Origin of the sequence: Flavobacterium cheongpyeongense, assembly GCF_003202435.1 — a bacterium.
Taxonomy (GTDB): Bacteria; Bacteroidota; Bacteroidia; order Flavobacteriales; family Flavobacteriaceae; genus Flavobacterium; species Flavobacterium cheongpyeongense.
This window is the reverse complement of sequence record NZ_QJHK01000001.1, coordinates 435,889-450,098: the sequence shown is the minus strand read 5'-3', so window position 1 is coordinate 450,098 and position 14,210 is coordinate 435,889. Positions and strand designations below refer to the sequence as shown.

At 32.8% G+C, this 14,210-nt stretch carries 14 protein-coding genes; 9 read left to right on the top strand and 5 right to left on the bottom strand.

Annotation, left to right across the window (positions count from 1 at the left end; genetic code table 11):
- Window positions 1-102: 102 nt before the first annotated feature.
- The 3 genes from fumC to mnmD form a co-directional block, all read right to left on the bottom strand.
- On the bottom strand, window positions 103-1,488 hold the full coding sequence (gene fumC / locus DMB65_RS01925; protein WP_110304975.1) for a class II fumarate hydratase: 1,386 nt from the start codon (window positions 1,486-1,488) through the stop codon (window positions 103-105).
- Between the two features lie 763 nt (window positions 1,489-2,251).
- Window positions 2,252-2,449 (bottom strand): hypothetical protein, encoded by a 198-nt coding sequence (locus DMB65_RS01915; protein ID WP_031457182.1) that lies wholly within the window; start codon window positions 2,447-2,449, stop codon window positions 2,252-2,254.
- Between the two features lie 153 nt (window positions 2,450-2,602).
- A complete protein-coding gene (gene mnmD, locus DMB65_RS01910) occupies window positions 2,603-3,283 on the bottom strand; it encodes a tRNA (5-methylaminomethyl-2-thiouridine)(34)-methyltransferase MnmD (protein ID WP_110304973.1) in 681 nt (226 codons plus the stop codon).
- 306 nt (window positions 3,284-3,589) lie between these two features.
- On the opposite strand from mnmD, the gene DMB65_RS01905 reads away from it, so the two are divergent.
- On the top strand, window positions 3,590-4,660 hold the full coding sequence (locus DMB65_RS01905; protein WP_110304972.1) for a branched-chain amino acid aminotransferase: 1,071 nt from the start codon (window positions 3,590-3,592) through the stop codon (window positions 4,658-4,660).
- Between the two features lie 48 nt (window positions 4,661-4,708).
- Here the strand turns inward: DMB65_RS01905 and DMB65_RS01900 are convergent, their stop codons facing one another.
- Window positions 4,709-5,089 carry a pyrophosphohydrolase domain-containing protein gene (locus DMB65_RS01900; RefSeq protein ID WP_110304971.1) on the bottom strand — a complete coding sequence of 127 codons (381 nt, stop codon included), beginning with the start codon at window positions 5,087-5,089 and terminating at the stop codon, window positions 4,709-4,711.
- A gap of 81 nt (window positions 5,090-5,170) precedes the next feature.
- Here DMB65_RS01900 and DMB65_RS22345 point away from each other — a divergent pair, with 81 nt between their 5' ends.
- The 5 genes from DMB65_RS22345 to DMB65_RS01875 all read left to right on the top strand — a co-directional run bounded on the left by DMB65_RS22345 (window position 5,171) and on the right by DMB65_RS01875 (window position 8,201).
- Window positions 5,171-5,359 carry a hypothetical protein gene (locus DMB65_RS22345; RefSeq protein WP_110304970.1) on the top strand — a complete coding sequence of 63 codons (189 nt, stop codon included), beginning with the start codon at window positions 5,171-5,173 and terminating at the stop codon, window positions 5,357-5,359.
- Between the two features lie 144 nt (window positions 5,360-5,503).
- Window positions 5,504-6,670: an SRPBCC family protein gene (locus tag DMB65_RS01890; RefSeq protein WP_230470572.1), complete on the top strand. Its 1,167-nt coding sequence runs from the start codon at window positions 5,504-5,506 to the stop codon at window positions 6,668-6,670.
- 67 nt (window positions 6,671-6,737) lie between these two features.
- Entirely contained in the window at window positions 6,738-7,280 is a 543-nt protein-coding gene (locus DMB65_RS01885) for an RNA polymerase sigma factor (protein ID WP_110304969.1), read from the top strand.
- Between the two features lie 33 nt (window positions 7,281-7,313).
- Window positions 7,314-7,724, top strand: a complete 411-nt coding sequence (locus DMB65_RS01880; RefSeq protein ID WP_110304968.1) for a hypothetical protein — start codon at window positions 7,314-7,316, stop codon at window positions 7,722-7,724.
- A gap of 18 nt (window positions 7,725-7,742) precedes the next feature.
- The gene (locus tag DMB65_RS01875) at window positions 7,743-8,201 is read left to right on the top strand and encodes a sensor of ECF-type sigma factor (RefSeq protein WP_110304967.1); all 459 of its coding nucleotides are present in this window, start codon (window positions 7,743-7,745) and stop codon (window positions 8,199-8,201) included.
- A gap of 108 nt (window positions 8,202-8,309) precedes the next feature.
- On the opposite strand, the gene DMB65_RS01870 is transcribed toward DMB65_RS01875, so the two are convergent.
- Window positions 8,310-9,368 (bottom strand): WD40/YVTN/BNR-like repeat-containing protein, encoded by a 1,059-nt coding sequence (locus tag DMB65_RS01870; RefSeq protein ID WP_110304966.1) that lies wholly within the window; start codon window positions 9,366-9,368, stop codon window positions 8,310-8,312.
- A gap of 119 nt (window positions 9,369-9,487) precedes the next feature.
- On the opposite strand from DMB65_RS01870, the gene DMB65_RS01865 reads away from it, so the two are divergent.
- From DMB65_RS01865 to DMB65_RS01855, 3 genes are all read left to right on the top strand, one after another.
- Complete coding sequence (locus DMB65_RS01865) at window positions 9,488-10,738, top strand: hypothetical protein (RefSeq protein ID WP_110304965.1); 1,251 nt, start codon at window positions 9,488-9,490, stop codon at window positions 10,736-10,738.
- Window positions 10,739-10,862: 124 nt separating this feature from the next.
- Window positions 10,863-12,827 carry a KUP/HAK/KT family potassium transporter gene (locus tag DMB65_RS01860; RefSeq protein WP_110304964.1) on the top strand — a complete coding sequence of 655 codons (1,965 nt, stop codon included), beginning with the start codon at window positions 10,863-10,865 and terminating at the stop codon, window positions 12,825-12,827.
- Window positions 12,828-12,973: 146 nt separating this feature from the next.
- Entirely contained in the window at window positions 12,974-14,188 is a 1,215-nt protein-coding gene (locus DMB65_RS01855; protein WP_110304963.1) for an RsmB/NOP family class I SAM-dependent RNA methyltransferase, read from the top strand.
- Window positions 14,189-14,210 lie beyond the last annotated feature (22 nt).

Here is a 14,210-nt window from a genome sequence, read left to right as displayed (position 1 = left end):
AGCTCGCCGGATTCATTGTTTGGTAAGATAAAGAAGTATACATTTTTGAGACTTCATACCAATTTAAACTAACTTCCTAACTTATACCATTTATATCCATAATCAAACCATTTCTTCAGGCTTAACCCATGCATCAAAATCTTCTGCTGTGACATAACCTAAACGAGCAGCCTCCTCTTTTAAAGTCGTACCGTTCTTGTGGGCCTTTTGAGCAATTTCAGCCGCTTTATAATATCCTATTTTGGTATTTAAAGCTGTTACCAGCATCAATGAATTATCTACCAATTCTTTGATTCGTTTGTAATTGGGTTCGATTCCTTTAGCACAATGTTCGTCAAACGAAACGCAGGCATCCCCCAATAACCTTGCAGATTGTAAAAAGTTGGCAGCCATAACTGGTTTAAAAACATTTAATTCATAATGTCCCTGCATTCCTCCTACCGCAATTGCCACATCGTTTCCTATTACCTGAGCACAAACCATTGTTAAGGCTTCACATTGCGTTGGATTTACTTTTCCGGGCATGATAGAAGAACCCGGTTCATTTTCGGGAATATGAATTTCTCCAATTCCCGAGCGGGGTCCTGATGCCAACATTCTAACATCGTTGGCAATTTTATTTAGAGAAACAGCCAATTGTTTTAAAGCGCCATGTGATTCGACAATCGCATCATGAGCTGCTAGTGCTTCAAATTTATTTTCAGCAGTTACAAAAGGATGATTGGTAAATTGGGCAATATATTCAGCAACTTTTACATCATAGCCTTTTGGGGTGTTTAGCCCCGTACCCACTGCAGTTCCTCCTAAAGCGATTTCAGATAAATGAGGTAATGTGTTTTTTAGTGCTTTTAATCCATACGCTAATTGAGCCGCATATCCTGAAATTTCCTGTCCTAATGTTAAAGGCGTAGCATCCATAAGATGTGTACGTCCAATTTTTACAACGTCTTTAAATTCGGTTGCCTTCACTGATAAAGTTGCATATAGGTTTTCAATTCCGGGAATGGTAGTTTCGACAACCATTTTGTAAGCCGCAATATGCATTCCGGTTGGGAAGGTATCGTTTGATGATTGTGATTTGTTGACATCGTCATTGGCTTTGATAAATTGCTCGCCTTCTCCAATTTTAAAACCTTTAAGAACCTGTGCGCGATTGGCAATAACTTCGTTTACGTTCATATTGCTTTGTGTACCAGAGCCTGTCTGCCAGATTACTAGCGGAAACTGATCGTTTAATTTCCCTTCTAAGATTTCGTCACAAACTGCTGCAATCGCATCCCGTTTTTCGATTGGCAAAACACCTAAATCATGATTGGCATAAGCAGCGGCCTTTTTTAGATAGGCAAAACCTTCAATAATTTCTTTTGGCATCGAACCAGAATCCCCTATTTTGAAGTTATTTCTGGAACGTTCTGTTTGTGCGCCCCAATATTTATCGGCCGGTACCTGGACTTCTCCCATAGTATCTTTCTCTATTCTGTATTTCATTTCCTTAGCGATTAGTTCTTGATCCTTAGTTATAAACATTTAAGCATAGTACTGATAATTATGCTATTATTTTTCTGTGTTATTTTTCTGTGTTATTTTTCTGTGTTCTATATTTTTTTGAAAATGAATGCCCTAGCCCTGATCGAAGCGGCATCCTTTTTTTTCTCGTTTTTTTAACGAGACAAAAAAGATATAGCGGAGAGCAGGAAATAGCTCCTTAAAAAACTCATTTTCTTTTATTTGAATGACAACCTTTTTTATAAAGATGGCCACGATCAAAAAAAAGCATTATTTAAAATGAGTATAAATATAAAGATAATCGACCTTTTATGAAAATTGATTTAGTTTTTATTGGCAACGAAAAATATAAAACCTACATTTGTACTTACATTCAAAAATTCCGGAAAACATGTTTGAATTTTCACAGTACTTAGGTTTTTTACTTTTCTTGACCATACTAACTATAGGGTTTTGGTTGATGTTTTTCTTAGTTGGTTTCGTATCATATTGGGTTACGGGTGCTAGCTGGGAAATGTTCAAAGAGAAAAGAGCAAAGAAAAGACAAGAACAACAATCAATTTAATTGTAGATTGATTTTATAAAAGGACCCGTGAAAACGAGTCCTTTTTTTTTTTGGTAAAAATGTACCATATGTTAATTGTAATAAAAAATCCTTTTCTCACTATTGAGATTTCTTTTAATAGTGAAACTAAAAACATTGTTAGAAAAAAAAGCTGCCCTTTTAGGACAGCCTCTTCACTTTTTATACTTTAACTAATAGTAAACATTCTTTTAATTCAGGTTTTTCGACTATGAAGTTTAATAACCATTCCTGTAATTGTTCCATTTCGTAAGGTAACAGTGTTTTAATAGCTTTTTCTAATTCTTTACAAAAAAGCACCGGATCGAAACTTACTCTTTCAAGTATTGATTTCGTGTAATCAAACATCATTTTAGACATAATAAAATAAGATTTTGGGGGGTTATCTCTATTTTTGAACTCATGTCAAATTTAAACAAATATCGCATATAAAAGACCTTTTTAACTTATTTTTTTTAAAATATTAGCAACGAATACGTTTTCTTAATACACAAAAGCCAATATAGATTTATTCTAAATAGATTGTTGTGTGATTTCTTTTACAGCTCTGAACATTTCTCTTTTACCTGGAGGACCTGCTAGTTTTTCAACTTTAAATCCAACTTCAATCATGCTTCTTTTAACGACTCCTCTTGCGGCATAAGTTACTAAAACACCATTTGTTTTTAAACTGTTGTACATTTTCTGAAAAATTTCGGTACTCCATAACTCAGGTTGAACCCTATATCCAAAGGCATCAAAGTAAATCAAATCAAAAACTTCAAAATCATCTATTTCATCAAAAAATTGTTTTCTCTTGGTTAACGAAAAATTAGAACTGATTTCAGTTTTTTGGTTCCATTCGCATTCATGCATTTTTTTAAAGATATTTTCAAATGCATGAGCCTCTAACTCTGCTACGTAATTCATAGCTAGTACTTCTTGCGGATGAACAGGGTAGGCTTCTACGCCGGCGTAGTCAATATATTGTTGTTTTTGATTTGCTTCAAGGAAAGTTATAAAGGCATTTAAACCGGTTCCAAAACCAATTTCGAGAATGCTTACGGGACTGTCTTTAAATAAAGAAAGACCGTTTTTTATAAAAACGTGTTTTGCTTCCTGAATTGCACCGTGTTTTGAATGATAGCACTCATTCCATTCCTGCAAATGAATAGTAGTTGATCCGTCTGACGTTTTAATAATTTCTCTTTTCATTGAATTTTGAATTTTGCAATGTGTTTTACCCTTTTCTGAGGATGTTGCATGCCAAATTTAATCAAAACAAATGCGTAAAGCCTTAAAAAGTCAAGGTTTTTTCATAAAATCCATATAAAAACAAGTCAAAATTTTAAGTTTATTGTAAGATAAATAAATCGCAGTTAAATGTACTAATTAATGCTTTTTTGATAAGGAAATTATATAAAATTGCTTAATTTTGCATTCAATAAATTCTATTTTATATCATATTATCACTTTAAGAATCTTCTTTTAGGATGAAAATTAAGTAAAACTTACATTATTATGAGTACAACTCAAGCAGGCAAAATTGAAATCAGAAAGGCCACTTCTTCTAAAATAAGCAGTGTAGACTTTGAAAACTTAAGCTTTGGTGCTGTATTTACAGACCATTTATTTGAATGTGATTTTAAAAATGGGGAATGGCAAACACCGGTCATTAAGCCGTATGCACCTATTTTAATGGATCCTTCGTCTAAAGTCTTTCATTATGGTCAGGCAATTTTTGAAGGAATGAAAGCTTACAAAGACGATAATAATGATGTTTGGCTATTCAGACCTGATGAAAACTACAAGCGGTTCAATAATTCGGCTGTACGTATGGCAATGCCTGAAGTACCTGAAGCAATTTTTATGGATGGTTTGAATGAATTATTGAAAATTGATAAAGACTGGATTCAAAGAGGAAACGGCAGCAGTATGTATATTCGTCCTTTTATGATTGCCACGGGGCCTGGAGTTGTGGCTAATCCATCTGATGAGTATAAATTCATGATTTTACTTTCTCCTGCAAAATCTTATTATGCCGGTGAGGTAAAAGTTATTATAGCAGAGCATTATAGCAGGGCAGCAAACGGAGGAATCGGGGCTGCAAAAGCGGCAGGAAATTATGCAGCACAGTTTTACCCTACGAATCTGGCTAACAAAGAAGGTTTCCAGCAGATAATCTGGACTGATGATGCAACGCACACAAAACTTGAAGAAGCCGGAACAATGAACGTATTCTTTAGAATTAACGATACATTGTTGACGGCGCCAACAAGCGAAAGAATTTTAGACGGTATTACCAGGAAAAGTTTGATTGCTATGGCTGAAAAAGAAGGTTTAAAAGTTGAAGTTCGTCCAGTTATTGTTTCTGAATTGGTAGAAGCTGCTAAAAACGGATCTTTAAAAGAAATTTTTGGTGCAGGAACTGCTGCAGTTATAAGTGTTATCAAAGGTTTTTCTTATCAGGACGTTTATTATGAAATGACTCCGGTTGAAAATTCATATGCGTCTCTTTTAAAAGAAAAACTAACAAATCTTCAAAATAAACTTGCAGAAGATACTTTTGGATGGACAGTAAAAGTTCAATAAATCAAAGTTTTAAATAAAAAAACCCGGCATTTTGTCGGGTTTTGCCTTTTATAAGAGTTTAGAAAAATCCGGTTTGAAATAATTAGGACCTTTCATTACCTTTCCGTCTTCACGATAAATAGGTTGTCCGTCTTCACCTAATTTACTCATATTACTGCGTTGAATTTCATCAAAAACAGCTTCAATTTTATCCTGCAGGCCGTGTTCGATAATAGTGCCACATAAAATGTACATCATATCACCAAGTGCATCGGCAATTTCTACTAAATCATTGTTTTGTACTGCTTCAAGATACTCTTCATTTTCTTCTTTCATTAAATTATAACGCAGCTGTTTTTTGGTTTCGCCCAGATCTGCAATAGGAGTTTCACTATAGCCTATTTTAAAAGCAGTATGAAATTCTTTTACTGCATTAATTTGTTTCTTCATTTTTTATTTGATTAAATGGAGTGCCAAATTAGCAACTATTCGTATACAATTCTCTAAATTTGTCAAAAATAATTTTTAACTATGTTTAGTCAGGGACAATTAATATTCGCCGTTTGTTTTTTTATTGCATTTGTAATCGTAATGATTTTTGCTTATCGAAAAGATCTTGCTTTACACAAAATCTTCTACAAAGGGAATTATAAGGTTTTGATTAGTTTCCTTCTTTTTATTGTTATTTTATTTTTGATAAAATTCTTTTTTAAAAGATAAGTAAAAATTAGGCTTTAAACTTTTAAAAAACATTTTTTATATGTTTTTTGAATATGAGTCGACTAAAAAGAAGCCGTTTTATTTTTTTGATATTCATAACACCGTAATAAATTTATAACTTTACGACACAAAACAACCTGCACAATGAAAATTCTAAAATATCTTTTTCTTTTACTGTTATTAAGTTTTATTGCCTTAAGTGTTTTTGTAGCTACTCAGAAAGGTTTTTTTACTGTTGAGAGAAGTAAGGTGATCAATTCTCCTAAAACAACAGTATATCATTATATAAATGATTTTAGGAATTTTGAAGATTTTGAATCATGGGCCATAGAAGATCCAACAATAAAAATGTCATTTCCGGAAAAAACTGTTGGAAACGGAGCTTCATTTTCATGGAAAAATAACGATGGCAAAGGAAGCGGAATTACATTGCAGGCAAAAGAAGGGGTAAGTATTCATCAAAAAATGGATTTTGACGGGACTGAGGCTGACGTTCACTGGATTTTTAAGGATACTCTTAACGGAAAAACAAAAGTTACCTGGAAGGCAAAAGGTGAAATGAGTTTTTTATTCAAAATTTATACTGTTTTAAATGGGGGGTCCGATAAGATAATAGGAACAATGTATGAAAAAACCCTTGTAAATATTGATAAAAATCTGGACTACGAAACCAAGACCTATGCGGTAAAAGTAAATGGTGTGGTAAAAAAAACGGAAAGTTTTTATATAAAGCAGACTTTTACAAGTGAAATTCAGAAAGTAAATAAAAATGCCCGTATCGTAATTCCGAAATTGATAGAATTTAGCAAGACAAATAATTTATATACAAGTGGAAAGCCTTTTATCATATATCATACTTATGATACAAAAAACAATTTGGCAAAAATTTCAATCTGTTTACCAATAAGTAAAGAAATTTCGACAAGTGCTGGAAGTGATATTTTATCTGGAAAATTAAACAGTTTTGACGCAGTGAAAACGACTTTGAAAGGAGATTATTCACATACTAATGAAGCTATTTCAAAAACAATAGCCTATATAAATAATGAAAAGATTGTTCAGGATTTAAGCTGGTCACATCTTGAAATTTTAACTGCCGGTAAATTGGATGTCAAAAGTTCGTCTAAATTAATTACTGAAATTTATTATCCAGTTACTCTGGCGGTAAAACCTGTTCTTGAACAAGCTCCTGTATACAAATCCGAAACTGATCCGGTGGCTAAAAAAACTACCGATGATCCTGGAGTTAAAAAAACTGTAGCAACACCTCCGATTAAAACTACTACACCGGAAGAAGATTCAGAGTTTTAAAAAAAAATACAATAGTGATTAAACCTTTTGTACCAAATTCATTCAAATAAACAAGATAGCAAAAAACTTGACGAACGAGAAGGAATTTATAGCACAATTATTAAATCCAAAAACGCAAAATGCTGCGTTTCAGACACTCTTGTCGCAATATCAAAAACCTTTATATTCACATATCCGAAATATTGTTTTGAATCACGACGATGCTGATGATGTTTTACAAAATACCTTTGTTAAAGTATTTCGGTATTTGAAAAATTTTAAAGGCGAAAGCAAACTTTTTTCATGGATGTACCGAATCGCAACGAATGAAGCTTTGACTTTTTTGAGCCAGAAGGCAAAATCAAATGGCTTAACATCAGAAGCTTTGCAAAATAAAACCATTGAGAATTTAAAAGCAGATACTTATTTTGATGGTGATGAAATTCAAATAAAACTGCAAAAGGCTCTTGTTACATTGCCAGAAAAACAACAATTGGTTTTTAAAATGAAATATTTTGAAGAATTAAAATACGAAGAAATCTCCGAAATACTAGGAACTTCAATAGGGGCATTGAAGGCTTCTTATCATCATGCAGTAAAAAAAATTGAATTATATGTTACATCAAATTAAACCTTTTGTTATAAAACATATCTTATAAGCATTATGAAAACATTTAAATTAGAAAACGAACCGAAAATAAAAACCGGGTTTAAAAGTCCGGATCATTATTTTGATGATTTTTCGGCAAAGGTTTTTCAGCAAATTAATGAAAGAGATGCGAAAGTTATTCCGATTTACAAACGTAAACAGTTAATGACAATGATTGCTGCTGCAGTAATTGTTATTGCATTAATGATTCCGATAGTAAATAATTACAATAAATCAAGAGAACTTGACGAAGCTACTTTAGAAACGTATTTAACCTATCAGTCTAATATAAATCAATATGATTTAATTCGGGAATTAGATACTAAAGATATCGAAGCGATAAATAAAAATGTTGTGCTTGAACAGGAAACCCTTGAAGATGTTTTGTCTTCAAGTCCAAATATTGAAAATTTAATTTCAGAATAAAAATCAAAAACTATAAAGATGAAAATCAAAAATATACTACCTATACTACTGTTTTTAGTTAGTTTTTCATTTTATGCGCAAAGTGAAAAAACAAATGAAAAACGCGAAAAGATCAAAGCTTATAAGGTCTCTTTTTTGACCACAGAATTAGAACTTACATCGAATGAAGCTGAGAAATTCTGGCCAATTTATAATGCTTTTGATGATAAGCAATTTGAATTGCGTCATGAAAAAATGAAAACCTATTTGCGAAAGCTGAATGACGATAATGTTAATTCACTTTCAGAAAAGGAAGCGGCTACACTTTTATCACAAATTGAAAGTACAGATAAGGAGTTGTATTTTTTAAGAGAAAAATATATGAACAATCTTCGCAAAGTGCTTACAGCAAAAAAAATACTGAAATTAAAAAAATCAGAAGACGATTTTAACCGAAAATTATTAAGACAATATAAGGAAAAAGCAGGTAAAAATTAAGAAATTTAGTATCTGAACCATAATACCACAAGAGGCACAAGGATCAAAATAACAACAGTGAAAACCCCTTATAATAATACTTACTTTATTATTAGGGGTTTTGTTTTTTTATTTAAAACGAAGTCTGACCACTTTGTTGTAACCAGCAGCAATTGCTGTATTGCGGTTCATAAAACGAATTGTGAAAAGCTTTGAATCAGTAGATAATTGTGTCCAGTTTTCACCTCCGTTTTGAGAATATAGAATCCCTTCAGAACCAACGCAAATAATTTCTTTACCATTGCCTCCAGGAACATATTGCACGCATGATGCATATCCAAACCCCATTCCCTGTCCTATTAATTCCCATGTTTTGCCACCATCTGTCGTAAAAGCTTTATTGTCGTTTTTTTGGTTTGGAAGTTCGTAATCCCCTCCGGCAATGAATCCATGTTTGGAATCATAAAAATCAGCTGTAAAGATACCTGTCATTGTTTTGCCCTGAACAATGGGAGTTTCAGTAACTTTCCACGTTTTGCCCTTATCCGGAGAATAAAAAACACGTGATTTTTTACCTCCTGAAAAAACCCAGGTATCATCTCCTTTTATGACAATACTTGAATTGCTGGCTGCAAAAGCTGTTTCGCCTTTAGCATTTGTTGGTAATTTATCTGATAATAATTTTGTCCAGGTTTCACCGCCATCTCTGGTTATGATAACCGAAAAAGTATCTTCTGTTGGGTCGCCAATAGCTATGCCTTCTTTGTCATTCCAAAACTGCATACTATCGTAAAAAACTCTCTCATTGATTTCTTTATAAACTAATTTTACTTTTTGTGTTTTTTTAGAAACAGAATAAAGTAATGCCGGATTTCCAACACTCAATAAAAAAATATCTTTAGAGGTTTGCGCTATGCTTCTGAACTCTAATTTTAACGTATCACGGTAAATATGTTCTTCAAATTTTTCTTTTTTATCTAGATCATAGTATCCAAAACGTGAATTATCAGCACCATACCAAAGCTTATTTTTATCAATTGAAATAGCTCTGATACTAATTTTGTCCTGAAATAATGTATCTGTTTGCATTGATGTGAAACCGCCGTAACAAGCTGTTTCTGCTGTATTCAATGGCTTTAAAGATATAAATAAAACAAAAACTCCACAAAAAAATAGTACTTTTTTCATATAGATTAAGATTTAGTTGTTGCTAAAATACGATTATTTATAAGATTTGAAATATATTTCGTTATTTTTCTGGCACAGTAATTGGATACTTTGAAATATTAATCTTAATATGATTTGCCATGAAAACCAAAATACTTTTTTTAGCTTTAATGACTATAGGTTTTAGTTCTTGTGCGGTTCAAAGCCAAACTACTGTTTATGCAAAAAACTCTGATATTAGTGATAATTTAGATTTAAGAGCTGTTGCTTCAATTTTTGGGGAATCAGCAAATCTTCAGGATTTTGAAAGAAGATTAAATGATCCAAAATATCAAATATCAAATCTTGACTTGAATAATGATGAACAGGTTGATTATTTACGTGTTATTGAAACTGTTGAAGGAAGAACTCACGTAGTGATAATCCAGTCTGTCCTTGATCGAGATGTATACCAGGATATTGCGACCATAGATGTAGAAAGAGATAACTATAATAAAGTAAGTGTGCAGATTGTAGGTAATAGTTATATCTATGGCGACAACTATATTTATGAGCCTGTTTATAATGTATCTCCGGTTATTTACTCCTCATTCTGGGTTTCGAACTACCGACCTTACTACTCTGCATGGACCTGGAATTTTTTCCCTACCTATTATGTAGCCTGGAGACCTTGTCCAATTTATAGATATAGAAGCAATATCAATGTTTGCATCAATGTAAATAATCGTTATAATTATGTGAATTTCAGAAGAAGTTACAGAGCTCCAGTGCTATATGAAACAAGACGTTGTTATGGCTACGAAAGACGATACCCTAACCGTAGTTTTTCTCACAGATACGCAAACGTTAATAATAGATATGATTTGGATCAAAGACGTCTAGCAAGCAGGGATTATAACAGGAATCAGAATGTTTATAGCAATAACAGTTCAAATTGGGGAAGATCTTCAGGCAGAGAATACGGTTATTCAAACAAAAATTATGCAGAAAGCAGAAATTCAACATCTAATAGAGTTTATAATTCGGATCGTCCTGCAACTGACAGGGGGAATGCAGCTCGAGGAAATAACTCTGTCAGAGTTGAAAATAATTCCAGAAGAGAATCAAGAGAGTACTCAAATGAAGGCAGAGCGAATACTTCTTTAGGCAATTCTGAAAATAAAATGAATCAAAACAGAACCGTTTCAGTTTCAAGAACAGAATCTTCAGGAAACCAGTCTTCAAGGGGTTATAATCAAGACAGATCTACTTCAGAAAACAGATCAGGTGCAGCGAGATCGCAAAACACACAGCGTTCTGAGTCTCGAGATGTCAGTCAGGAATCCAGAGCTAATGGTCAGACGCAAAGACAAAATAATTCAGAATCCAGAGGTGGAGGAAGAAGAGGGTAGTTTCAAATGAAAGTTTTTTATGAAAAAAGACACAATCTAACGATTGTGTTTTTTTTGTTGTTTATAATTGAGGCTAATTTGTTTTAAAACAGTAAATTTGCAACCGTCTTTTATAAAAATATACATGAGCGCATCGCATAAAAGCTTACACAGTAAGTTGTCTATTGGGGGGTTATTGATCACATTAGGAATTATTTATGGAGATATTGGTACCTCTCCGTTATATGTAATGAAGGCCATACTTGGCGAACATATAATTGATACCAGTATTGTTTTAGGAGGTATTTCCTGTGTCTTCTGGACTTTAACTCTCCAAACTACGATTAAATACGTAATTATAACATTAAGTGCAGACAATCATGGCGAAGGAGGGATCTTTGCTTTGTACGCCCTTGTCAAGAAAACAAAAATACAATGGCTTATAGTGCCTGCAATTATTGGAGGTAGTGCTCTTCTTGCCGACGGTATTATAACACCACCTATTTCGGTTTCCTCTGCAGTAGAAGGGATAAAAACGTATTATCCTGAAATAAACACAATTCCTATTGTTATTGGAATCCTCTTCGTTTTATTCACTATTCAGCAGTTTGGAACTAAATTAGTTGGTAAATTTTTTGCCCCAATGATGCTAATTTGGTTCGCAATGTTGGGAACTTTAGGAGGTATTCAGATTTTGGATCATCCGGAAGTCATTAAAGCCATTAATCCTTATTATGCTTACCATTTGTTGTCTATACATCCTGATGGATTTTTTGTATTAGGATTTGTTTTTTTATGTACTACAGGAGCAGAAGCATTGTACTCTGATATGGGGCATTGTGGAAGAAAAAATATTAGAATTAGCTGGGTTTTTGTAAAACTGACTTTAGTACTGAACTATTTTGGACAGGCTGCTTATCTAATTCATCATGAAGGTTCGACATTACAGGAATTAGGCGGCGAAAATGGGAATCCTTTCTATTTAATTATGCCGGACTGGTTTCAACCAGCAGGAATTGTAATTGCGACTTTAGCGGCTGTAATTGCATCTCAGGCATTGATTAGTGGTTCGTTTACTTTGATAAATGAAGCTATGCGATTAAATTTCTGGCCAAAGGTAAGAATCAAATATCCTACCGAAGTAAAAGGACAATTATATATTCCGTCCATCAACTGGCTTTTATTTTTTGGTTGTGTCGGAATCGTTTTGCACTTTGAAAAGTCAAGTAATATGGAACACGCTTATGGTTTGGCAATTGTACTTTGTATGATTATGACCACCATTTTACTGAATTATTACTTAATTATGAAAAGGGTAAAACTATATTTTATGGTTCCTCTAATAACAATTTATTTAATAATTGAAGGTTGTTTTTTAATTGCTAATATTACCAAATTCGCAGAAGGTGGTTATGTAACCCTTATTATTGCTATTTTATTGATTTCGGTAATGACGGTATGGTATGTGGCTAAGAAAATTAATAAAAGCTATACTCAAATTGTCAAAATTGACGATTACAAAAAAGTCTTAATGGAATTGAGCGAAGATTTGTCAATTCCAAAATATGCAACCCATTTAGTTTATATGACCAATGCAAACCGCATCGATGAATTAGAGCAAAAAGTGATGTATTCTATTTTGCAAAAACGCCCAAAAAGAGCTGATATTTATTGGTTTGTACATGTAAATATTTTAACGGAGCCTTATAAAACACAATACAAAGTAACTGAAATTGCCAAAGATGATATTTATAGAATTGACTTTAATTTAGGTTTCAGGGAACCAACCAAAATCAATTTAATGTTTAGAGAAGTTATTCGTGATATGGTGAAAAATGGCGAGGTTGATATTACAAGCCGCTACGAATCATTAAATAAAAACAATATTGTTGGAGATTTTAAATTTGTATTATCCGAAAAGTTCCTGTCTAATGACTCCGATTTATTATGGCATGAAAAAATAATTATGAACTCCTATTTTTTAATTAAAAAATTAAGTTTGTCTGAAGAAAGTGCTTTTGGTCTGGACAGCAGTTCTGTTAAAATAGAGAAATTTCCAATGGTGCTTCATGCTCCTGATAATATTGGTTTAACGAGGATTGTAAAATAAGTCATTTTTCAAATAACATTCAAAAACACTCTTTTATGATTTATTAGAGTGTTTTTTTCTTTTTTAATAAAACTCAGAATAACAATCAAAATTAAAAATTTAACTTTCAATCAATTAATAGTACCTTTGCAACTCAAATAATTAAAATGAGATTACACAGAAATTTAGTTTATACTACCATCGATTCTCTGAATGCTATTTTCAATGAAGGAGAATATGCAGATAAAATGGTAGCTAGAGCCTTAAAAAAAGACAAACGTTGGGGAAGTTCTGACAGGAAGTTTGTTGCTGAAACGATATACGAAATAGTTCGTTGGAAACGATTATATGCTGAAATTGCAGAAGTTAAAGAACCTTTTGACAGAGATAACTTATGGAGGATGTTTGCAGTTTGGGCTGTTTTAAGAGGTTATCCAATTCCGGATTGGAGACAATTGGAAGGAACACCTGAAAGAAAAATAAAAGGACGCTTTGATGAACTTTCAAAAACCAGGGCTTTAAAAGAATCTATTCCTGACTGGATTGACGAATTGGGAGTAAAAGAGTTAGGAGAAGCTGTTTGGTCTAAAGAAATTACAGCTCAGAACCAGCCGGCAAAAGTTATTTTAAGAACTAATACACTTAAAGGAACCAAAGAAAGCTTGAGAAATACTTTGATGGATTTGAATATTGAAACAGAGTATTTAAAAGATCAGCCTGAAGCTTTGGTTTTAAAAGAAAGAGCCAATGTGTTTTTGACAGATGCTTTCAAACAGGGACTTTTTGAAGTTCAGGATGCAAATTCGCAATTGGTAGCTGGTTTTCTGGATGTAAAACCCGGAATGCGCGTTGTGGATACTTGTGCCGGAGCTGGAGGAAAAACATTACATATTGCTTCTTTAATGGAAAATAAAGGACAATTGATTGCGATGGATTTATACGAAAGTAAGCTGAAGCAATTAAAATTAAGAGCGAAAAGAAACGGCGCTTTTAATATTGAATATCGCATTATTGACACAACCAAAGTGATTAAAAAACTGCATGAAAAAGCAGATCGTGTTTTAATTGATGCACCTTGTAGCGGTTTAGGCGTTTTAAAAAGAAATCCTGATGCAAAATGGAAATTACAGCCTGAATTTATTGATAATATTCGTAAAGTACAGTCGGAAGTTTTAGAAAGTTATTCTAAAATTGTAAAACCGGGAGGTAAATTAGTATATGCAACTTGTTCTGTTTTGCCATCTGAAAACCAGGAGCAGGTAGAAAAGTTCCTGAAAACTGAAATTGGAAAACAATTTAAGTTTATAAAGGATCGAAAAATACTGGCTTCAGAATCTGGTTTTGACGGATTCTATATGGCATTATTAGAACGCAAAGTATAGTTTTTTAAACATTCTATTTTAA